Origin of the sequence: Rhodococcus sp. 4CII, assembly GCF_014256275.1 — a bacterium.
In the GTDB taxonomy this organism is placed as follows: Bacteria; Actinomycetota; Actinomycetes; order Mycobacteriales; family Mycobacteriaceae; genus Rhodococcus_F; species Rhodococcus_F wratislaviensis_A.
The window spans coordinates 894299-914689 of the sequence record NZ_JACCFE010000002.1 but is presented as its reverse complement, the minus strand read 5'-3'; the positions used below and the strand labels follow the sequence as shown (position 1 = coordinate 914689).

The 20391-nt window shown below is 68.0% G+C and carries 19 protein-coding genes; 15 read left to right on the top strand and 4 right to left on the bottom strand.

Annotated elements, in window-relative coordinates; translation table 11 throughout:
* Nucleotides 1–31: 31 nt before the first annotated feature.
* Together H0B43_RS05215 and H0B43_RS05210 are read left to right on the top strand one after the other, a co-directional pair.
* Nucleotides 32–931: a glycosyltransferase family 2 protein gene (locus tag H0B43_RS05215; protein ID WP_185729002.1), complete on the top strand. Its 900-nt coding sequence runs from the start codon at nucleotides 32–34 to the stop codon at nucleotides 929–931.
* Nucleotides 921–2000: a sugar phosphate nucleotidyltransferase gene (locus H0B43_RS05210; RefSeq protein WP_185729003.1), complete on the top strand. Its 1080-nt coding sequence runs from the start codon at nucleotides 921–923 to the stop codon at nucleotides 1998–2000. The genes H0B43_RS05215 and H0B43_RS05210 overlap by 11 nt, the downstream gene beginning before the upstream one ends.
* A 14-nt stretch (nucleotides 2001–2014) precedes the next feature.
* Here the strand turns inward: H0B43_RS05210 and H0B43_RS05205 are convergent, their stop codons facing one another.
* The 3 genes from H0B43_RS05205 to cofD are packed head-to-tail and all read right to left on the bottom strand — an operon-like array spanning nucleotide 2015 to nucleotide 4898.
* Complete coding sequence (locus H0B43_RS05205) at nucleotides 2015–2563, bottom strand: NUDIX hydrolase (protein WP_185729004.1); 549 nt, start codon at nucleotides 2561–2563, stop codon at nucleotides 2015–2017.
* Nucleotides 2564–2574: 11 nt separating this feature from the next.
* Nucleotides 2575–3936 (bottom strand): coenzyme F420-0:L-glutamate ligase, encoded by a 1362-nt coding sequence (locus H0B43_RS05200; RefSeq protein WP_185950056.1) that lies wholly within the window; start codon nucleotides 3934–3936, stop codon nucleotides 2575–2577.
* On the bottom strand, nucleotides 3933–4898 hold the full coding sequence (cofD, locus tag H0B43_RS05195; RefSeq protein WP_185729005.1) for a 2-phospho-L-lactate transferase: 966 nt from the start codon (nucleotides 4896–4898) through the stop codon (nucleotides 3933–3935). The genes H0B43_RS05200 and cofD overlap by 4 nt, the downstream gene beginning before the upstream one ends.
* Nucleotides 4899–5382: 484 nt before the next feature.
* On the opposite strand from cofD, the gene H0B43_RS05190 reads away from it, so the two are divergent.
* Entirely contained in the window at nucleotides 5383–5643 is a 261-nt protein-coding gene (locus H0B43_RS05190; RefSeq protein ID WP_166680705.1) for a WhiB family transcriptional regulator, read from the top strand.
* Nucleotide 5644: 1 nt separating this feature from the next.
* Here the strand turns inward: H0B43_RS05190 and H0B43_RS05185 are convergent, their stop codons facing one another.
* A complete protein-coding gene (locus tag H0B43_RS05185; protein ID WP_141472187.1) occupies nucleotides 5645–6136 on the bottom strand; it encodes a metallopeptidase family protein in 492 nt (163 codons plus the stop codon).
* Between the two features lie 80 nt (nucleotides 6137–6216).
* Here H0B43_RS05185 and H0B43_RS05180 point away from each other — a divergent pair, with 80 nt between their 5' ends.
* The 12 genes from H0B43_RS05180 (at nucleotide 6217) to lpqB (ending at nucleotide 20376) form a co-directional block, all read left to right on the top strand.
* On the top strand, nucleotides 6217–6612 hold the full coding sequence (locus H0B43_RS05180; protein WP_185729006.1) for a DUF3499 domain-containing protein: 396 nt from the start codon (nucleotides 6217–6219) through the stop codon (nucleotides 6610–6612).
* A gap of 103 nt (nucleotides 6613–6715) precedes the next feature.
* The gene (locus H0B43_RS05175) at nucleotides 6716–8083 is read left to right on the top strand and encodes a phosphomannomutase/phosphoglucomutase (protein WP_185729007.1); all 1368 of its coding nucleotides are present in this window, start codon (nucleotides 6716–6718) and stop codon (nucleotides 8081–8083) included.
* 78 nt (nucleotides 8084–8161) lie between these two features.
* The gene (locus tag H0B43_RS05170) at nucleotides 8162–9241 is read left to right on the top strand and encodes a tobH protein (RefSeq protein ID WP_185729008.1); all 1080 of its coding nucleotides are present in this window, start codon (nucleotides 8162–8164) and stop codon (nucleotides 9239–9241) included.
* Nucleotides 9241–10473 carry a mannose-6-phosphate isomerase, class I gene (manA, locus tag H0B43_RS05165; protein ID WP_185729009.1) on the top strand — a complete coding sequence of 411 codons (1233 nt, stop codon included), beginning with the start codon at nucleotides 9241–9243 and terminating at the stop codon, nucleotides 10471–10473. Before H0B43_RS05170 ends, manA begins: the two co-directional genes overlap by 1 nt.
* Before the next feature lie 78 nt (nucleotides 10474–10551).
* Nucleotides 10552–11478: a cation diffusion facilitator family transporter gene (locus H0B43_RS05160; protein WP_185729010.1), complete on the top strand. Its 927-nt coding sequence runs from the start codon at nucleotides 10552–10554 to the stop codon at nucleotides 11476–11478.
* 28 nt (nucleotides 11479–11506) lie between these two features.
* A complete protein-coding gene (locus H0B43_RS05155; protein ID WP_185729011.1) occupies nucleotides 11507–13015 on the top strand; it encodes an amino acid permease in 1509 nt (502 codons plus the stop codon).
* A gap of 143 nt (nucleotides 13016–13158) precedes the next feature.
* On the top strand, nucleotides 13159–13779 hold the full coding sequence (locus H0B43_RS05150; RefSeq protein WP_185729012.1) for a TetR/AcrR family transcriptional regulator: 621 nt from the start codon (nucleotides 13159–13161) through the stop codon (nucleotides 13777–13779).
* 90 nt (nucleotides 13780–13869) lie between these two features.
* Nucleotides 13870–15354, top strand: a complete 1485-nt coding sequence (ahcY, locus tag H0B43_RS05145) for an adenosylhomocysteinase (RefSeq protein WP_185729013.1) — start codon at nucleotides 13870–13872, stop codon at nucleotides 15352–15354.
* A gap of 56 nt (nucleotides 15355–15410) precedes the next feature.
* Nucleotides 15411–16094 (top strand): dTMP kinase, encoded by a 684-nt coding sequence (locus H0B43_RS05140; RefSeq protein ID WP_185729014.1) that lies wholly within the window; start codon nucleotides 15411–15413, stop codon nucleotides 16092–16094.
* Nucleotides 16095–16139: 45 nt separating this feature from the next.
* A complete protein-coding gene (gene mtrA, locus H0B43_RS05135; RefSeq protein ID WP_005240059.1) occupies nucleotides 16140–16817 on the top strand; it encodes an MtrAB system response regulator MtrA in 678 nt (225 codons plus the stop codon).
* Nucleotides 16814–18592 carry an MtrAB system histidine kinase MtrB gene (mtrB, locus tag H0B43_RS05130; RefSeq protein ID WP_185729015.1) on the top strand — a complete coding sequence of 593 codons (1779 nt, stop codon included), beginning with the start codon at nucleotides 16814–16816 and terminating at the stop codon, nucleotides 18590–18592. Before mtrA ends, mtrB begins: the two co-directional genes overlap by 4 nt.
* A gap of 20 nt (nucleotides 18593–18612) precedes the next feature.
* On the top strand, nucleotides 18613–20376 hold the full coding sequence (lpqB, locus tag H0B43_RS05125; protein ID WP_185730093.1) for an MtrAB system accessory lipoprotein LpqB: 1764 nt from the start codon (nucleotides 18613–18615) through the stop codon (nucleotides 20374–20376).
* Nucleotides 20377–20391: the final 15 nt, after the last annotated feature.

The following is a 20391-nucleotide window of genomic DNA, read 5'->3' as shown; positions in this document are numbered from 1 at the left end:
GGACCCTCGTCCAACGGCTACGCTTGCCCGCGTGAGTTCGAAGCTGGCCGTGGTGACGGTGACCTATTCGCCAGGTGAGCATCTGGAACAGTTCCTGTGCACTCTCGCCGAGGCGACGAAGGAAGATCCGCAGGTCGTGATGGCCGACAACGGATCGACGGACGGCGCCCCCGAGGCCGCGGACGCGGCGCACGAGCACGTGCGCCTGCTGCGGACCGGCGGGAACATCGGCTATGGCGGTGCTATCAACAGGGCTGTGGCGGAGATCGACGAGGACATCGAGTTCGTCGTCATCGCCAATCCGGATGTGCGCTGGGCGCCCGGATCGATCGACGTTCTCCTCGCGGCCGCTGAGCGCTGGCCACGGGCGGGCGCGCTCGGACCTCTCGTTCTCGAACCCGACGGAAGCGTCTATCCGTCTGCGCGCCAGGTACCCGACCTCGTGTCGGGGGCGGGGCACGCCGTGCTGGGCACGGTGTGGCCGTCGAACCCGTGGACCGCCGGTTACCGGCAGGAGAACGAGACGGTCAGCGAGAGGACGGTCGGCTGGTTGTCCGGCTCGTGCCTGCTGATGCGTCGTGTGGCGTTCGACTCGATCAACGGTTTCGACTCCCGCTACTTCATGTACATGGAGGACGTCGATCTCGGTGACCGCCTGGGCAAGGCCGGATGGCTCAACGTGTACGTGCCGTCCGCCGAGGTCACCCACGCGAAGGGTCACGCCGCGGGCAAGCACCCGGAACTGATGCTGCCCGCGCATCATCAGAGCGCATACCGGTTCCAGGCCGACCGCCATCCGCACTGGTGGCAGGCGCCCCTGCGGTGGGCGCTCCGGGGAGGATTGGCGGTGCGGTCGAAGATCGCCGTGGCTGCGGCGGTCCGGGAACGTCGGAAGAATCGGAACGAGGGGGGAACGACTCATGGCAATTGAGAAGACGACGGATGCGGTGGTGCTGGTCGGCGGTCAGGGGACGAGGCTTCGTCCGCTGACACTGTCGGCGCCCAAGCCCATGCTGCCCACTGCGGGCCTTCCGTTCCTCCAGCATCTGCTCGCGCGGATCGGGGCGGCGGGGATCACGCACGTGGTTCTCGGGACGTCGTTCAAGGCGGAGGTCTTCGAGGAGTACTTCGGCGACGGATCCAAGCTGGGTCTGGAGATCGACTACGTCACCGAGACCGAGCCTCTCGGAACCGGCGGTGGCATCCGGAACGTTCTGCCGAAACTACGCGGCGAACACGCCATGGTCTTCAACGGCGACGTTCTCGGGGGCACCGACCTCGGAGCGATCCTCGACACCCACCGGACCCGGCACGCCGACGTGACCCTGCACCTGGTTCGGGTCGGGGATCCGCGGGCGTTCGGCTGTGTGCCCACCGACACCGACGGCCGGGTCACCGCGTTCCTCGAGAAGACGCAGGACCCGCCGACCGACCAGATCAACGCCGGGTGCTATGTCTTCAAGCGGGAGATCATCGAACAGATCCCCGAGGGACGCCCGGTGTCGGTGGAGCGCGAGGTGTTTCCGTCGCTGCTGGCCGACGGCGCCAAGGTGTACGGCCACGTCGACTCCTCGTATTGGCGCGACATGGGTACCCCCGAGGACTTCGTGCGGGGTTCCGCGGACCTGGTCCGCGGCATCGCCCCGTCACCCGCGCTGGACGGCCCCCGCGGCGAATCGCTCGTCCACCCGGGTGCAGGTGTCGCCCCCGGCGCACTGCTGATCGGCGGAACGGTCGTCGGCCGCGGCGCCGAGGTGGGTGCGGGTGCGCGCCTCGACGGGGCGGTGCTGTTCGACGGTGCCGTGGTCGAGGCCGGAGCGACCGTCGAACGGTCCATCATCGGATTCGGCGCGCGGATCGGTCCGCGGGCCCTCGTGCGTGACGCGGTGATCGGTGACGGCGCCGACGTCGGCGCCCGATGCGAACTTTTGCGCGGGGCACGCGTGTGGCCCGGTGTGACGCTGCCCGACGGCGGGGTCAGGTTCAGCACGGACGTGTGAGAGGCGTAGCGCCGCTACCGCAGTCCGGCCACGTGCACGAGGTGGTCGATCGTCGCCTTCTCCGCGTTCGGCGGCAGCGCGTCGACCGGCCACCACCGGAGATCCGTCGATTCGGAGCTTCGCACGATGTGCGCATCGGGACGCGCGCGGACGAGGAATCGGAGATCCAGGTGCCGGGTCGGCTGTCCGAGTGAACACGTGATCGGGTGGGTGTGCGCCGACAGCAGGTCCGGGTCGATCCGGAGGTCGGGAATTCCCGATTCCTCGCACGCCTCCCGCAGCGCGGCGTCGACGACCGTGTCGTCGGAAGGCTCACAGTGCCCACCCAATTGGATCCACCGGCCGACCCGAGGATGCAGGGTGAGAAGCACATGACATCCTCCCTCGTCGAGGACGAGGGAGGACGCCGTGATGTGTCCGGGTGCGTATTCACGCAGGCAGCCGAGAGGCGCCGACGCGAGGAACGCGAGCATGGTGTGCCGCAGCGATTCGTCGTTCTCGTCGAGGGTCTTCCAGCCCTCGAGCGCGGCGGTCGCGGTTCGGTGTAGTGATTCGGCGCTCATGGCTCGACGGGTTATTTCTCGATCAGGGCGTCGCCGGGGTCGGCGGCGGTGCGGGGTGTCAGTGGTTCGAGGGGGTGACCGACCGCGATCGCGCCGAGGGGGTGCCAGTCCGCGGGCAGGTCGAGGACGTCGCGGACGGTGTCGGCGGCGAAGATCGTCGAACCGATCCAGCAGCTCCCGATTCCCTTGGTCGCCAACGACACCAGCAGACCCTGCACCGCCGCACCGACCGCGACGGTGAACATCGTTGCCTCCGCCGCCCGCCTCCGCGGATCGGGATAGTCGTGGGCGCCGTCGGGGATGCAGAACGGGACGATCACCTCCGGGGCATCCCACAGGATGTTCCCGCGGGCCACCCGCGCCTGCACGGCATCGGCGCTCAGGCCGTCGGACGTGAGGTCGCCGCGCCACTGCTCGGCCATCCGGGACAACAATTCGTCGCGGACCGCGCGGGTGCGGACCCACACGAACCGGACCGGCCGGGTGTGGTGCGGCGCCGGAGCGGTCAGCGCCTGCGCGATCGACGCCCGCACCGCCGCCGGGTCGACCGGGTCGTCGGCGAACTCCCGCACCGAGCGGCGCAGCAGCACCGCCTCCGACCGTCCCATCTCGACGGATTCGGCGGTGCCGAGCCAGAACAGGTCCTCGGCGCCGCCGCGGATCAACTGGCGGGCCCGGGACCCGTCGTCGGGCAGGTCCAGACCGCGCAGCACCGCGACCGGGACCCCACCGAGTTTGCCCTTGACGAGGTCACCGGCGGCGGCGATCTCGTCGGCGACCGCGACCTCCGTCACCAGCAGTTCGTTGCCCTGGCCGTCCACCGCGCCGGCGTAGCCGTGCAGCACCGGAACACCGGCCGCGCCGATCGCGGCGTCGATCTGCCCGTTGCGCCACGCCCGGCCCATGGTGTCGGTGACCACCACGCCGACGGTCACCCCCAGGGCGGCGAGGATCGTCTCGCGCAGGGCGGCGGCGCTGCCGTCCGGATCCTCCGGCAGCAGAGCGAGTTCGGAACCGTCGACGTTGGAACCATCGATCCCGGACGCCGCTTGGACGATCCCGAGCCGGTTCTCGGTGATCAGGGTCCGGCCCTTGCGTGCGACGACGCGCACCGCTTCCTGCTCGACCAGCCGGCGGCGGGCCGCGTCCCGTTCCTCGGGGTCGGTCGGGGACGTCACGATCCGGCCCTCGACCTTCGAGAACACCTTGCTGGTGACCACCAGGACGTCCCCGTCGCGCAGCCACGGCGCCGCCGCGACGATCGCCGCGGCCAGGTCGTCGCCGGGCCGGAACTCCGGCAGCCCGGTCACCGGGACGATCTCGATCGTCCCGCCGGGCGCGTGATCACGCCGCACGGCGGTGGGGTCGGTCATCGGGTCACCCTCACCACATCGAACGCGGCCTGAACCATCGCCGCGGTGACGTCCGGGTCGGTCATCAGCAGCGGGACCGCGGCCACCGCCACCCCGGGCACCTCGGCGGAATCGGTGTCGTGAATCAGCCAGCCGTCGAGGATCCCGGTCCCGCTCCGCGCCCCGTACCAGCGGCCGATCGCTTCCGCGGAGGTCTCCACACCGATGACGTCGAGGCAGGCGTCGGCCATGCCGCGCAACGGTTTTCCGCCGATGATCGGGGAGATCCCGACCACCTTCGCCGCGGTGGTCCGCAACGCACCCCGGATCCCGGGGACCGCGAGGATCGCCCCGACGCTGACCACCGGATTGGACGGAGCCAGCAACACGATGTCGGCGTTCTCGATCGCCGCGAGCACCCCCGGTGCCGGGGTGGCCTGCTCGGCGCCGATGTGCGCGAAGCTGTGCGTCGGCACCTGCGCGCGGTGCCGAACCCACCACTCCTGGAAGTGGATCGCCCGCTGCTCCCCGTCGTAGGGATCGGTGATCACGACGTGAGTTTCACTACGATCGTCGGTCACCGGGAGCAGCGTCACCCCCGGCTGCCACCGGTTGCACAACGCCTCCGTCACCGCCGACAACGGATACCCGGTGCGCAGCATCTGCGAGCGGATCAGGTGCGTGGCGATGTCCCGGTCGCCGAGCCCGAACCACTCCGGCTTCGCCCCGTACGCGGCGAGTTCCTCCTTGGCATTCCAGGTTTCGCCCGCATGCCCCCACCCTCGCTCGGGATCGATACCCCCACCGAGGGTGTACATGCAGGTGTCCAGGTCCGGGCAGATCCGCAGACCGTGCATCCACACGTCGTCACCGACGTTGACCACCGCGGTGATCCGATCCGCAGAATCCGCACCGAGCAGGCTGCGCACCCCCTGCAGGAACCGGGCCCCACCGACCCCACCAACCAATACAGTCACGTTCACGATGCAAGCCTAGGCGGTGGGCGCCGCCTTCCCGGAAGTGCTTCCCCCGGGTGATTCGAGAGCGCGAAATAGTAATGGACTTTCGACGCTTAGCTTGACCGCGACACGCTGGGCGTGTCTAATCACAAATATGTCATTCCAACGTTGCGGGCGTGGAATCACTTGCAGCGGGGATCAATTCGAACAGCTGTTCGAAGGGGTGGCAGGGGTGTTCGGTTCGGGGTTCATGATCAATCGAAATTTTCTGCGCTATCACAGGTGAGGAGGCGGAACGATGCCCAATGAGCAGGTTGAGTCGGAGACTCGCTGGAGCACAGTAAGCGACGAACCGCAGACCAATTCCGAAGCAGGCGCAGTGGACAGCGTCTTTGCTCGAGAAGTCTGTGTGCAAGAAGACAATGTTGTGCAAGAAGGCCGTGTGAATCACAGTCCTGTGCCGGAACTCGTCGCACAGGAAGTCGAGACGACGGGCACTCGGCCCGCGTTGAGTCTGGTGACCGGTTTCGACGAGCTTTTCGAGACCATCGAGGATCAGTGGCAGGAACGCGCGCTGTGCGCGCAGACCGACCCTGAGGCCTTCTTCCCGGAAAAGGGAGGGTCCACCAGGGAAGCGAAGCGTATCTGCCTGGGCTGCGAGGTCCGGGACGAATGCCTCGACTACGCATTGGCCAACGACGAGCGGTTCGGAATCTGGGGTGGCCTGTCGGAGCGTGAGCGCCGGCGCCTGAAGCGGGGGATCGTCTAGGTCAGTCTTCGTCGCCCGGTAAGTCCGGGTCGATGACTTCGGGTTCGACCCCGAGATACGTACTCACCTGCTGTACGAGCACGTCGTGCACCAGGTCGGTGAGGTCGTCCGGGTCCTTGGCGCGCTGTTCCAGCGGTCGCCGGAACAGGACGACCCGCGCCCGCGTCGTGGCCCCGTGGCGGTCGATACCCGCGGGGATCAAACGCGACAGCGGCACGGGGCCGTCTGCCACGACCTCGGCGGGCCAGTTGACCGAATCCGGGTCGAGCGCATGAATCTTCGGGACCTCGTCGACGGCGATGTCCAGTTTCGTCAGCCGCTCGCGCCAGCGCGCATCGATCGGCGCGAACGCTTCCAGGACCACGAGGTCGAATTTCTCCGCGCGGCTTCGACGCGCCGGCGCGTCCGGAGGGAACACGGACCCGCGGATCCCACGTCCCCGTCGGTCGACGGATCGGGTGGTGACGGGACGCCTGCGTCGTGCTCTGGACATGGTGTGGACATTACGACAGCCGCACACTCTCGGTGTGTCCGAGTAGGTGTCGGGCCCCCGTGGGGCTAGGCTCCCTAGCTGTGAGATCTCTGCGTCGATGCTGCCGCCCCGGGTGCAAGAACCCCGCTGTCGCGACGCTCACGTACGTCTACTCGGACTCCACTGCCGTCGTCGGCCCGCTCGCGACGGTCGACGAGCCGCACTCGTGGGATCTGTGCGAAACGCATGCGTCGAGGATCACCGCACCCAAGGGCTGGGAACTGGTTCGCTACGAGGGCGGATTTTCGTCGAGCACTCCGGACGAGGACGATCTGACCGCGCTGGCGGAAGCCGTGCGGGAAGCGGGTCTCGGCGATCGCGGGCGGTCCGAACGGTCCGTGTCCACCGAGGATCGTGCGGAGACCGGCACCCATCCCGGCCCGGCGCGCACCGGTCGCCGCGGTCACCTGCGGGTTCTTCCCGACCCTGCCAACTGAAGTCCCAGCTCGTCCCGGGCCCGAGGTCCGCGGCGTGCCGTGCCCGCAACGGGCAGGCATTAGGCTTGCGCCAGCACTGGTGCTCGTAAAGGAGAAAACAGAAGTGGCGCGATCAGCCGAGTCCGTTCATGCCGTGATCAAGGCTTACGACGTGAGGGGTGTCGTCGGTGAACTCATCGACGCCGCGTTCGTGCAGGACGTGGGTGGCGCATTCGCCCGGCTCGTTCGCGAGGAGAGCGCCACGAAGGTCGTGATCGGCTACGACATGCGCGCATCCTCCCCGGAACTGGCCCGCGCGTTCGCCGACGGCGTCACCGCTCAGGGTCTCGACGTCGTCCTCGTCGGTCTCGCATCCACCGACCAGCTGTACTTCGCGTCGGGGCTGTACGACTGCCCGGGTGCGATGTTCACGGCGAGCCACAACCCCGCGAAGTACAACGGGATCAAGCTGTGCCGCGCCGGCGCCAAGCCGGTGGGGCAGGAAACGGGCCTCGCCACGATTGCAGCCGAGGTCATCGACGGGGTTCCGGAGTACGACGGCGCCCCCGGCACGGTATCCGAGGAGGACGTCCTCGATCAGTACGCGAGTTTCGTCCGCGGGCTCGTGAACCTCTCTGACCTCCGTCGGCTGACGGTTGCCGTCGACGCAGGCAACGGCATGGGCGGCCACACGGTTCCCGCCGTGTTCGAGCCGATGCCGGTGAAGCTGGAACCGCTGTATTTCGAGCTCGACGGCACGTTCCCGAACCACGAGGCGAATCCGCTGGACCCCGCGAACCTCGTGGACCTGCAGCGGTACGTGCGGGAGACCGGCGCGGACATCGGTCTGGCCTTCGACGGCGACGCCGACCGCTGCTTCGTGGTCGACGAGCTCGGCAACCCGGTGTCGCCGTCCGCGGTGACGGCGCTCGTCGCCGCGCGCGAGCTGGCCAAGGAGCCCGGCGCGACCGTCATCCACAACCTGATCACCTCCCGCGCGGTGCCCGAACTGGTCACGGAGCTGGGCGGACACCCGGTGCGCACCCGGGTGGGGCACTCGTTCATCAAGCAGCAGATGGCTGAGACGGGTGCGATCTTCGGAGGCGAGCACTCCGCGCACTACTACTTCCGCGATTTCTGGGGCGCCGATTCGGGCATGCTCGCCGGACTGCACGTCCTTGCGGCTCTGGGGGAGCAGGATCGCCCGCTGTCCGAGCTGATGGCCGAGTACGAGCGGTACGCGGCGTCGGGAGAGATCAACTCGACCGTCGCGGACGCGGCCGAGCGGACGGAGGCGGTGGTGACGGCATTCACCGATCGCACAGCAGGCGTGGACCGGCTGGACGGTGTCACGGTCGAATTGACGGACAATGCATGGTTCAACCTGCGTGCGTCCAACACCGAACCGCTGCTGCGACTCAACGTCGAAGCGCCCACGAAGGCAGACGTAGATGCACTCGTTACCGAGATATTGGGCATCGTCCGAGCCTGACTGCCATAGTTGGAACTAACGGATTCTGCTCGTGCTGCGAATGTGGCGTGCACTGACGAAGAAAGGGGGTGCGGTGTCATGACAGCGCCGACGCCCCTGCTCGATCTGGACGACGGGGACGCATTGGTCGCCGCGGACACCGAGGGCGTCCTGCGGTCCGCGGCGATGGGGGGCGCCCAGATCCGGGCGACCCGCTCCGCGGTCGAGGAAGGGACCCTCGAGCGACTGCACGGGCTGCGGCCGCGCAGTGTCGTGGTGGTCACCGGTGCCGGCCGGGCCAGCCGCGGTGCGGCGATCCTCACCGCGGTCCTCGCCGAACGGATCGGATTCCCGCTGCTGCGCACCACCCGCACTCCCGTGTGGGTCGGCCCGCTCGACGTGGTCGTCGTGGCCGGCGACGACGCCGGCGACCCTCGGCTCGTGCAGGCCATCGATGCCGCCGTGCGGCGCGGCGCCGAAGTGGTGGTGGCGGCACCGGACGAGGGACCTCTGCAGGCGGCGGCCGCGGGGCGGGTCGTGATGTTCGCGCCGCGGGTGCATGCTCTCACACGGCACGGTCTGTTGCGGTACTTCGCCGTCCTGCTCGCCGTCCTGCGGGTGGTCGGTTCGGAGCGCTGGGGCGACGAGGTCCCCGACCTCGAGCAACTCGCCGACGCCGTCGACGGTGAGGCGCTGCGCGACAGGCCGAACAGCGAGGTGTTCCACAATCCGGCGAAGTCGCTGGCCTCCCGCATGCAGGGGCGGCGCATCGTGCTCACCGGCGATTCGGAGAGCACGGTGGAGCTGGCCCGGCACGGCGCCGAGGCGCTCCTGCACGCGGGCCGGGTGGCCACCGCGTCCGAGCTGCCCGACGTCCTGAGCGCAGCGGGCGCGTTCCGCGTCGACCAGGCGCTCGCAGCGCACGACTCGATATTCCACGATCCCGAACTGGACGGTCCGTCGCCGGCGAGCCCGGTCCGCACGTTCGTGTTCTCGGCAGATGCGGACCGCATGCTCACCGAACGCAAGATCATGGTCCTGGGCGACGCCGACCTCGTCGTCGCGTCGTCCGACGAGGGGCAGGTCGCCTCGCAGCGTCCCGAACTGGAACAGGCGGCGGTTCTCGTCGGCCGGCTCGACATGACTGCGGCGTATCTGCAATTGATGGGTGGTATCTAGTGCACCGACTCGAAGGTGCGCTTCGGTCCTACGCATGGGGATCGCGCACAGCCATCGCTCAGCTGCGCGGACTTCCGGTTCCGACGGCACATCCGGAGGCGGAACTCTGGCTGGGCGCGCACCCCGGCGATCCGGCCCGCGTCCTCACCGACGAGGGGCCCCGGTCGCTTCTGGACCTGGTGCATTCGGAACCCGAACGCCAACTCGGGAAGAGGAGTGTGGAGTCGTTCGGCGAGCGTCTCCCGTTTCTGCTGAAGTTGCTCGCATCGGAGGAGCCCCTGTCGTTGCAGGCGCACCCGAGCGCGGAACAGGCTTGGGAGGGATTCGCGCGGGAGAACGACGCGGGCATCCCACTCGAGTCGCCGGTCCGCAACTACAAGGACGCCAGCCACAAACCGGAACTGGTGGTGGCGCTCAGCCGGTTCCACGCGCTCGCCGGTTTCCGGGATCCGCAGCGCACCGTCAAGCTGCTCGAGGCGATCGCGGTCCCGGAGTTGCAGCCGTATGTCGGACTGATTGCGGGGCAACCCGACTCGGACGGTCTCCGCGCGTTGTTCACCACATGGATCACGCTGCCGCAGCCGGTGCTCGGCGCGCTGATGCCGCGGGTGCTCGACGGCTGCGTCGACTACCTGTCGAACACCAAGGACGGGGAGTTCGCGGCGGAGATACGCACGGCCCTCGAATTGAGCGAGGTGTACCCCGGGGACGCGGGTGTGCTCGCGGCGCTCCTGCTGAACCGGGTCACTCTCGAACCGGGGCAGGGCCTGTACCTCGACGCGGGCAATCTCCACGCCTACCTGCACGGTATGGCCGTGGAGATCATGGCCAACTCCGACAACGTGCTGCGCGGGGGACTCACTCCCAAGCACGTCGACGTTCCGGAGTTGCTGCGTGTCCTCGACTTCGACACCGTCGACATTCCGATCCTGGAGGCGCAAGAGTGCCCGGGCAGTGGCGAATTCGTGTACTCGACGCCGGCGCCGGAGTTCGTGCTCGCACGGATCGACCTGTCGCCGGACGGCCCCGCGGAGCACCGCCTCGACACGGAGGGACCGCACATCCTGCTGTGCACATCGGGTTCGGTGGAGCTGCGATGCGGATCCGATTCCCTCGATCTGACTCAGGGCAACGCGGTCTGGATCGCGGCCCAGGACCCCGAAGTGGTGGTGACAGCGGGGACCGATCACGCCCAATTGTTCAGTGCGAGGGTCGGCCCGCCGATCGCGTAGCCTGTGAGCCGCCCTGCGATCCGAGAAGGGCACCGCGGCCCGTCGTGAGGACCGTGTGCGACCGAGAGGAGAAGTCAGTTGTCGGCTCATGGGGGAAAGAAGGCGATCCTCGCCGCTCTCGGCGCCAATGCCGGTATCGCGGTGGCCAAGTTCGCCGGCTTCCTGATCACCGGTTCGTCGTCCATGCTGGCGGAGTCCGTGCACTCGGTGGCCGATACCTCCAACCAGGGCCTGCTCCTGCTCGGTCAGAAGAAGGCCGAACGCGCCGCCGACGATCTGCACCAGTTCGGTTACGGCCGTAGCCGCTACTTCTACTCTTTCGTCGTCGCGCTCGTGTTGTTCAGTCTCGGTTCGCTGTTCGCAATCTACGAGGGCATCCACAAGATCCAGCACCCCGAGGAATTGTCGTCGCCGCTCGTCGCGGTGATCATCCTCGTGATCGCCATCGCATTGGAGGGGTTCAGCTTCGTCACCGCCGTGCGTGAATCGCGTCCGCTCAAGGGACGGGCGACCTGGTGGGGATTCATTCGCACGTCGCGCAGTCCCGAACTGCCCGTCGTGCTGCTCGAGGACACCGGGGCGCTGATCGGCCTGGTTCTCGCGCTCGGCGGCGTCGGACTGACGATGCTGACCGGCGATCCCGTGTGGGACGGCGTCGGCACCCTGTGCATCGGCGCGCTGCTCGGAATCATCGCGATCATCCTCATCGTCGAGATGCAGAGCCTGCTGATCGGGGAGGGGGCCACCGCCGACGAGGAGGCGAGCATCCTCGCCGCTCTCGTCGACGGCGACAAGATCGAACGTGTCATCCACTGCAAGACGCAGTACCTCGGACCGGAGGAAATCCTCGTGGCCGCGAAGGTGGCGGTGGCCGCCGGATCGGACATCGGCACGATCGCCGACGCCATCGACGGAGCCGAGGCGCGGGTGCGTGCAGCCGTCCCGGCGGCTCGCCGCATCTACATCGAACCCGACCTGTTCCGGGCGAGTGAAGGCATAGGCTGAACGGCAACTTTCGATTGAGGAGGCTGATGTGGCCATCCAGGACAAGGACAGCGGAGAACCGGACCTCGGCGGCAGGCCGACCGGATTGTTCCGCACCAAGTCGATCGAGCAGTCGATCCGAGACACGGACGAACCGGAAACCAAACTCCGCAAGGATCTGACCGCGTGGGATCTCACCGTCTTCGGTGTCGCGGTCGTCATCGGTGCCGGTATCTTCACGCTCACCGCGCGTACCGCGGGAAACGTCGCGGGGCCCGCGGTGTCGGCGGCGTTCGTGATCGCTGCCATCGCGTGTGGTCTCGCGGCCCTCTGCTACGCCGAGTTCGCCTCGACCGTTCCCGTCGCGGGCAGCGCTTACACGTTCTCCTACGCGACGTTCGGTGAACTCGTGGCCTGGATCATCGGCTGGGACCTCATCCTCGAATTCGCGCTCGCCGCGTCGGTCGTGGCGAAGGGCTGGTCGCTGTACCTCGGCGAGGTGATCGGCAATCACACGCCGATCGCCCAGATCGGTTCGGTGACATTCGACTGGGGCGCGGTCCTGATCGTCGCGATCATCACCGTCGTGCTGGCCACGGGTACGAAGCTGTCGTCGCGGGTCTCCCTCGTGATCACCTCGATCAAGGTGGCCGTGGTGCTCGTGGTGGTCGTCGTCGGCGCGTTCTACATCGACCCCGACAACTACTCCCCGTACATCCCCCCGTCCGAGGCGGGCAGCACGGGTGAGGGAATTCACCAGTCCCTGTTCTCCTACGCCACGGGTGCGGGCGGCAGCACGTTCGGCTGGTACGGCCTCCTCGCGGCGGCGAGCCTGGTGTTCTTCGCGTTCATCGGTTTCGACATCGTCGCCACCACCGCCGAGGAGACGAAGAATCCGCAGAAGGCGCTCCCCCGGGGAATTCTGGGATCCCTGCTCATCGTGACGATCCTCTACGTGGCGGTGACGCTGGTCCTCACCGGTATGGTCGACTACCACGAATTGGCCGGGGACAGTTCCAATCTGGCCACCGCGTTCGGCATCCACGGGATCACGTGGGCCAAGAACCTGATCTCCTTCGGTGCGCTGGCGGGACTGACGACCGTCGTGATGGTGCTGATGCTCGGGCAGACCCGGGTGTTGTTCGCCATGTCCCGGGACGGGCTGATGCCGCGACAGCTGGCGCCGACCGGCAAGCACGGCACCCCCGTTCGGATCACCGTCCTCGTCGGTGTCGTGGTGGCGGTACTCGCGGGCGTCTTCCCGATCGGCACCCTCGAGGAGATGGTGAACATCGGAACGCTGTTCGCGTTCGTCCTCGTGTCGATCGGGGTGATCGTGCTGCGCAGGACCCGCCCGGACCTGCCGCGCGGATTCCGGGTGCCGCTGGTTCCGTTGGTGCCGATCCTCGCCGTGCTCGCCTGCTTGTGGTTGATGATCAACCTGTCCGTCGAGACGTGGATCCGGTTCGTCGTCTGGATGGTGCTCGGTGTGATCATCTACTTCGCCTACAGCCGACGGCACTCGATGATGGAGCGGCGCAGCCGCGGCGAGGTCTGATCCGGCACCGGTGCGGGTTCTCCGGCTGGGGCGCAGGAGGTTTCGCAGGCCCGGGGCAGCGGCGCGCCGGAACTCGTTGGGACGACGTCCCGCACGTCGCCCGGATTACGGTGGGGCGAAAGCGGGGCACTACAGTTCTCGTCATGACTTCGTCGCGTGTCCGGGTGCCCTATCAGGAGGCCGCTCGGCTACTGCTGCGTCAGTCGGTGCTCGACGCGATGCGGGATCTCTTGTTCGAGAAGGACTGGTCGGACATCACGATGTCGGATGTCGCGGCCGGGGCCGGAGTGAGCAGGCAGACGCTCTACAACGAGTTCAAGTCACGGCAGGGCCTGGCCGAGGCGTACGCCCTGCGCCTGGCCGACGAACTGGTCGACGCCGTCGACGGCGCGCTGGTGGCGAACGTCGGGAAGGGCCGCGCCGCGCTCCTCTCCGGGTTCACCGCGTTCTTCGCGGGCAGCCTGTCCGATCCGCTCGTTCAGTCGCTTCTGCGCGGCGAGACCAAGCCCGACCTGCTGCGGCTGATCACCACCGAGAGTGCCCCGATCATCGAACGGGCGTCCACGAGACTGGCCGAGGTCTTCCAGCGGGGCTGGGTGCGGGCGAGCCCGTCGGACGCCGGGATCCTCAGCCGGGCCATCGTGCGCCTGGCCATGAGTTACATCTCGATGCCCCCCGAATCCGAGGCCAACGTCGCCGAGGACCTGGGCGCTCTCCTGGGACCGTTCGTGGACGCGGCCGTGGACGGAGTCGACCGGGAGTGACCGCACGGTGGTGCGGCGTCATGTGAGTGTCACCCTCGGGCCGTCGTACCGATAGCCTTGATCGAAACAGCAGTCAAACAGGAGAGGCAGATGACGACCTCAGTTTCAACCACGCCCGTGGCCGAGAGCCGAAACGGGATCGATTTCAAGGTGGCGGACCTTTCGCTCGCCGAGTTCGGGCGCAAGGAGATCCGGCTCGCCGAGCACGAGATGCCGGGACTGATGGCGCTTCGCCGCGAGTACGCAGAGGTGCTGCCGCTGAAGGGCGCTCGAATCTCCGGTTCGCTGCACATGACGATCCAGACGGCCGTCCTCATCGAGACGCTCACCGCGCTGGGCGCCGAGGTCCGATGGGCGTCGTGCAATATCTTCTCCACGCAGGATCACGCCGCCGCCGCGATCGTCGTCGGACCGCACGGAACGCCCGAGGAGCCGCAGGGCACCCCGGTCTTCGCGTGGAAGGGCGAAACCCTCGAGGAGTACTGGTGGGCGGCGGAGCAGATGCTCACCTGGCCGGACGCCGACAAGCCCGCGAACATGATCCTCGACGACGGCGGCGACGCAACGATGCTCGTCCTCAAGGGCGCGCAGTTCGAGAAGGCCGGCGTCGTGCCGCCCACGGACGACGAGCAGGATTCCGACGAGTACAAGGTATTCCTCGCCCTGCTGCGTCAGTCCCTCGAAGCGGACAAGACCAAGTGGAGCACGGTCGCGGAGTCGGTACAGGGTGTCACCGAGGAGACCACGACCGGCGTCCTGCGCCTCTACCAGGTCGCGGCTGCCGGTGAACTCGTGTTCCCGGCCATCAACGTCAACGACTCGGTCACCAAGAGCAAGTTCGACAACAAGTACGGGACGCGCCACTCGCTGCTCGACGGCATCAACCGCGGCACGGACGTCCTGATCGGCGGCAAGGCGGCGCTCGTCTGTGGTTACGGCGACGTCGGCAAGGGATGCGCCGAGGCTCTGCGCGGCCAGGGCGCCCGCGTCGCGGTCACCGAGGTCGACCCGATCAACGCCCTGCAGGCATTGATGGACGGCTTCGAGGTGAAGACGGTCGAGCAGGCCATCGGCTGGGCCGACATCGTCATCACGTCCACGGGCAACAAGGACATCATCACGTTCGACCACATGCAGAAGATGAAGCACCAGGCGATCCTGGGCAACATCGGCCACTTCGACAACGAAATCGACATGGCCGGGCTCGAGCGTTCCGGTGAGGTCACCCGCATCAACATCAAGCCGCAGGTGGACGAGTTCCGGTTCAAGGACGGCCACTCGATCATCGTGCTGTCCGAGGGTCGCCTGCTGAACCTCGGCAACGCCACCGGCCATCCCTCGTTCGTGATGAGCAACAGCTTCTCCAACCAGGTGATCGCGCAGATCGAACTGTGGACGAAGCCGGAGGAGTACGACAACGAGGTGTACCGCCTCCCGAAGCACCTCGACGAGAAGGTCGCGAAGATCCACGTAGAGGCGCTCGGTGGCACGCTGACCAAGCTCACGAAGGAGCAGGCGGAGTACATCGGCGTCGATGTCGAGGGCCCGTTCAAGCCCGAGCACTACCGCTACTAGAGATCACGGCGTCCCCCGGTCCGATCGGTACGGGCCGGGGGATAGCCTTCTTCCTCGTGGGAACACTGATTGCGCTGGAAGGCCTGGACGGCGCCGGCAAGCGAACGCTCGTCGGCAAAGCGGTGTCACGCCTCACCGAGCAGGGCGTGACCGTCGGCACGCTGGATTTCCCCCGGTACGGCAGGTCCGTGCACGCCGACCTGGCGTCCGAGGCCCTCAAGGGTGCGCACGGTGACCTCAGTGACTCCGTGCACGCGATGGCCGTGATGTTCGCCCTGGACCGGTCCGGCGCCGTCGGGGAGTTGTCCGCCCTGCTCGCCGGTCACGACCTGGTGATCCTCGACCGCTACGTGGCGTCCAACGCCGCCTACGGTGCCGCCCGGCTCCACCAGGGGGCGGACGGGGAATTCGTGGGCTGGGTCGCGCACCTCGAGTTCGAGCGGCTGGGACTCCCAAGGCCCAGCCTGCAGCTGTATCTGGACGTTCCGGTCGCACTGGCCGAGCAGCGGGCCCGGGGCCGCGAATCGGCCGACGCGAGCCGGGTGCTCGATGCCTACGAGCGCGACCGCGGACTGCAGGAACGGACCGGCGAGGTGTACCGCGAGCTGGCCTCGAACGGGTGGGTTTCGCCGTGGTGGGTGCTCACCCCGGACACCGATCCGGTCACGCTCGCCGAAAACCTGGCACTCTGGAAAGACAGCACGGCACGCCGTGACGAGAAAGAACACGGCACGCCGTAACGGCGAACGGGCTGTTACGGCCTCCGAAGATGCAACGATAGGGACATGAAGCCAAGGATTCTGGTTGTCGACGACGACACTGCGCTCGCGGAGATGCTCACGATCGTGCTCCGCGGCGAGGGATTCGACCCGTATGTGGTGGGGGACGGGACCCAGGCGCTCACCGCGGTCCGGGAGACACGCCCGGACCTGGTGCTGCTCGACCTGATGCTGCCCGGCATGAACGGTATCGACGTGTGCCGCGTCCTGCGGGCCGATTCCGGTGTCCCCATCGTGATGTTGACCGCGAAGACGGACACCGTCGACGTGGTTCTGGGGTTGGAATCCGGCGCGGACGACTACATCATGAAGCCCTTCAAGCCGAAGGAGCTGGTGGCGCGCGTCCGGGCCCGGCTCCGCCGCACCGAGGACGAGCCGGCCGAGCTGCTCAGCATCGCCGACATCGTCATCGACGTTCCCGCCCACAAGGTGAGCCGGGGCGAGGAACTGATCTCACTCACCCCCCTCGAGTTCGACCTCCTGGTGGCCCTGGCGCGCAAGCCCCGTCAGGTGTTCACCCGTGAGGTGCTGCTCGAGCAGGTGTGGGGTTACCGACACGCAGCCGACACCCGCCTGGTCAACGTGCACGTTCAGCGTCTGCGGGCCAAGGTCGAGACTGATCCCGAGAATCCCGAAGTGGTTTTGACGGTCAGGGGGGTCGGCTACAAGGCCGGACCGCCGTGACAGGTGTTTCCCGATGGCGGCGTCGTGTCAATCGACGCGTTTCGCCGATCCTTCGGTGGGGTCACTCACTGAGCAATACCCTCGCGCACACGTGGCGTCGTTCGCTGCAGCTGAGGGTCGTCGTCTCGACGTTGACGTTGTCGCTGATCGTCATCGTCGTTCTCGGTGTGGTGCTCACGAGCCAGATCACCGACCGCCTGCTCGAAACCAAGATCAACGCGGCCACCGAGGAGATGGACCGTGCCCGCAGCACCGTCGAGGGGCAGCTGGCCGGTGCGGACGACAGTAGTTCGCCCACCACCCAGCTCGACGGCGCGCGGGCCGCGCTGACCAACCGCGAACCCGACGCCGGGCAGGCGTCGGGTTCGGCGGGGACGTTCGACCCGGTGCTGATCGTGCCCGGCGACGGCCCGCGCGCGCCGACGTCGAGTGGTCCGGCGGACCAGATCCCGGAATCGCTGCGCGCGTTCGTCCAGGCCGGACAGGTGGCCTACCAGTTCGCCACCGTCAACGACCCTGAAGGCTATTCGGGCCCCGCGCTGATCGTCGGCAGCCCGACGGCGTCGGCCATCTCCACACTCGAGCTGTACCTCGTGTTCCCGCTGGCCAGTGAGGACCGCAGCCTGTCGCTCGTCCGCGGCACCCTGCTGGTGGGCGGTGCGGTGCTCGCGGTGCTGCTCGCGGCGATCGCGCTTCTCGTCGCCCGGCAGGTGGTCCTGCCCATCCGGTCGGCGTCGCGGATCGCGGTGCGTTTCGCCGACGGCCGGTTGAAGGAACGCATGCCCGTGCGCGGTGAGGACGACATGGCCCGGTTGGCGATGTCGTTCAACGAGATGGCGGAGAGCCTGTCCAAACAGATCACCCAGCTCGAGGAATTCGGCAATCTGCAGAAGCGGTTCACCTCCGACGTGAGCCACGAACTGCGGACACCGCTGACCACGGTGCGCATGGCGGCCGATCTGATCCACGACGGCAGTGACGATCTCGATCCCGTGCTCCGACGGTCGTCGGAACTGTTGGTCGCGGAACTCGACCGGTTCGAAGGCCTCCTGGCCGATCTCCTCGAGATCAGCAGGCACGACGCCGGTGTCGCGGAGCTGGCCGCCGAGCAACTCGACGTCCGGATGTGTGCGCGGGCGGCGATCTCGACCGTGCGCCATCTCGCGCGGGAAAGCGGGACCGAGCTGATCGTCGACCTGCCCGACGAGGCAGTGATGGCCGAGGTGGACCCGCGCCGGGTGGAACGGATCCTGCGCAACCTCCTCGCCAACGCGATCGATCACGGAGAAGGCAAACCGGTGCTGCTGCGCCTGCGCGCCGACGACAGCGCCACGGCGTTCATCGTGCGCGACCAGGGTGTGGGACTGCGGCCGGGCGAGGAGAAGTTGGTGTTCAACAGGTTCTGGCGGTCCGATCCGTCGCGCGTGCGACGGTCGGGCGGTACCGGCCTCGGTCTCGCGATCAGTGTGGAGGACGCGAATCTCCACGACGGCAAGCTCGAGGCGTGGGGTGAACCCGGCCACGGCGCCTGCTTCCGGCTGACGTTGCCCCGGGTGCGGGGCCGCAAGGTCGTGACGAGTCCGCTGCCGCTGAAACCGGGAACCGCGAAATATGTTCAAGGACAGCCGGTCCCGGGTGACTCGACGCTGCCGGTGCGCAACGAGAGCGCGCAGACGTCGGTCGACGAGTCCCGCACGCCTCCGCAGCAGCGGGAGCGTGAGCGGGCGCACGTCGGCGATCGCGAGGGCTCGCAGCTGCCGGAGCAGGACCTGTGACGCGCCCGCGGACCGTTCCGGTGTCGCGTTCGGTGTGCGGTGCGATCGTTCTGGCGGCGCTCGTCGCGGTCGGTGGCTGCGCGAGCCTCCCTGATTCCTCGACGCCGCAGGCGATCGGCACGATCAACCGGGACTCGCCGGGATCGAGTGTGGCGGCCCCGGCGCCGGGGCGTGAGCCCGACCTGTTGCTGCGCGACTTCTTCAAGGCCAGCACAGACCCGACCGATCGGCATCTGTCGGCCCGCCAGTTCCTCACCGCCGGGGTCTCCGGCAGCTGGGACGACGCGGCCAGCGCGACCATCGTCGACAAGGTCGACGTCCTGCCGGAGACACGGTCCACCGACAAGGCGACCTACACGATCCGCGCCAACAAGGTGGGGCAGCTCGAGCCGGGCGGACTGTATGTGGCGGAGGAGGGCAGCTTCGAGACGAAGATCAGCCTCGAACTCCTCGACGGCGAGTGGCGGATCTCCGAACTCCCGGCCGGCGTGATCCTGGACCGGGCGCAGTTCCTGAACACCTACCAGCGCAAATCGCTGTACTTCCTCGACCCTGCCGGGACGACGGTCGTACCGGATCCGCGGTGGGTGTCGGGCCCCCAGGACCAGATGGCGTCGCAGCTGATCAGCCTGCTGATCGACGGGCCGAAGGCGGCCCTGGCGCCCGCCGTGCGCAACGAACTGGCCGGCGTGTCGGTGCGCGGCCCGATCACGAAGGCCGACGGCCGCACCGCGCAGGTCGGTGTGGGGCTCGGCGGGATCCGGATCGACTTCACCGGGGTACCGCCGATGGACGAACAGGCGAAGCAACTGTTCGCGGCGCAGGTGATCTGGACACTGGCCAATGCGGAGATCTCGGGACCCTACGTGCTGCTCGCCGACGGTGAGCCGTTCGACGAGCGGTTCCCGAACGGGTGGACCACCGCCGACGTCGCGTCGATGAATCCGTTCGCGACGTCGAGCGCGACCGTCGGACTGCACGCGCTGCGTGAGGGTTCGCTGGTGAGCGTCACCGAGACCGGGGTCACGCCGGTCCCCGGATACTTCGGTTCGGCCCGCAACATGCGCTCGCTCGCGCTGTCGCAGGACGGGAAGCTGGTCGCCGCGGTCGCGGACACCGGTCGTCCCGCGCCGGAACCCGCGAGTTCCCTGATGGTCGGCGCCTACGAGGACGGTGCCGCGTCGGTGCTCGAGGGCGGCGCGATCACCCGCCCCACGTGGGCCCCCGACAACTCGGCGATCTGGGCTGCGGTCAACGGCAACACGGTCATTCGCGTGCTGCGCGAACCCGGCACCGGCCGGACGTCGGTGGTCAACGTGGACGCCGGAGCCGTCACCGCACTGGGCACGACGATCACGGAGTTGCGGCTGTCCCGGGACGGGGTGCGAGCGGCGCTGATCGTGGACGGGAAGGTCTATCTGGCCATCGTGACGCAGATGCCCGGAGGGGAGTACGCGCTGACGAATCCGCGAGCTGTCGCGATCGGCCTGGGGAGCCCGGCGCTCTCCCTCGACTGGAGCACGAGCGACACGATCGTCGTCGCGCGCGCCGCCTCCGACATCCCGGTGGTGCAGGTGGCCGTCGACGGTTCGCGGATGGACGCGCTGCCGAGCCGCAACCTGACCGCGCCGGTGGTGTCGGTGGACGCGTCGACGACCACGGAGTTCGTCGCCGACTCGCGAGCGGTGTTCCAGTTGAACAACAACGATCCGGCAGGGGACCGCTACTGGCGGGAGGTTCCCGGGCTGACGGGAGTGAAGGCCATCCCGATCCTGCCGGGCTGAGGCTCTCGGACGCGG

Excerpts from the sequence above, each read along its gene's own strand:
- H0B43_RS05210 (WP_185729003.1), top strand. The coding sequence starts at position 921 with ATGGCAATTGAGAAGACGACGGATGCGGTGGTGCTGGTCGGCGGTCAG.
- H0B43_RS05205 (WP_185729004.1), bottom strand. The coding sequence starts at position 2,563 with ATGAGCGCCGAATCACTACACCGAACCGCGACCGCCGCGCTCGAGGGC.
- H0B43_RS05200 (WP_185950056.1), bottom strand. The coding sequence starts at position 3,936 with ATGACCGACCCCACCGCCGTGCGGCGTGATCACGCGCCCGGCGGGACG.
- H0B43_RS05185 (WP_141472187.1), bottom strand. The coding sequence starts at position 6,136 with ATGTCCAGAGCACGACGCAGGCGTCCCGTCACCACCCGATCCGTCGAC.
- H0B43_RS05170 (WP_185729008.1), top strand. The coding sequence starts at position 8,162 with ATGACAGCGCCGACGCCCCTGCTCGATCTGGACGACGGGGACGCATTG.
- H0B43_RS05150 (WP_185729012.1), top strand. The coding sequence starts at position 13,159 with ATGACTTCGTCGCGTGTCCGGGTGCCCTATCAGGAGGCCGCTCGGCTA.
- ahcY (WP_185729013.1), top strand. The coding sequence starts at position 13,870 with ATGACGACCTCAGTTTCAACCACGCCCGTGGCCGAGAGCCGAAACGGG.
- mtrA (WP_005240059.1), top strand. The coding sequence starts at position 16,140 with ATGAAGCCAAGGATTCTGGTTGTCGACGACGACACTGCGCTCGCGGAG.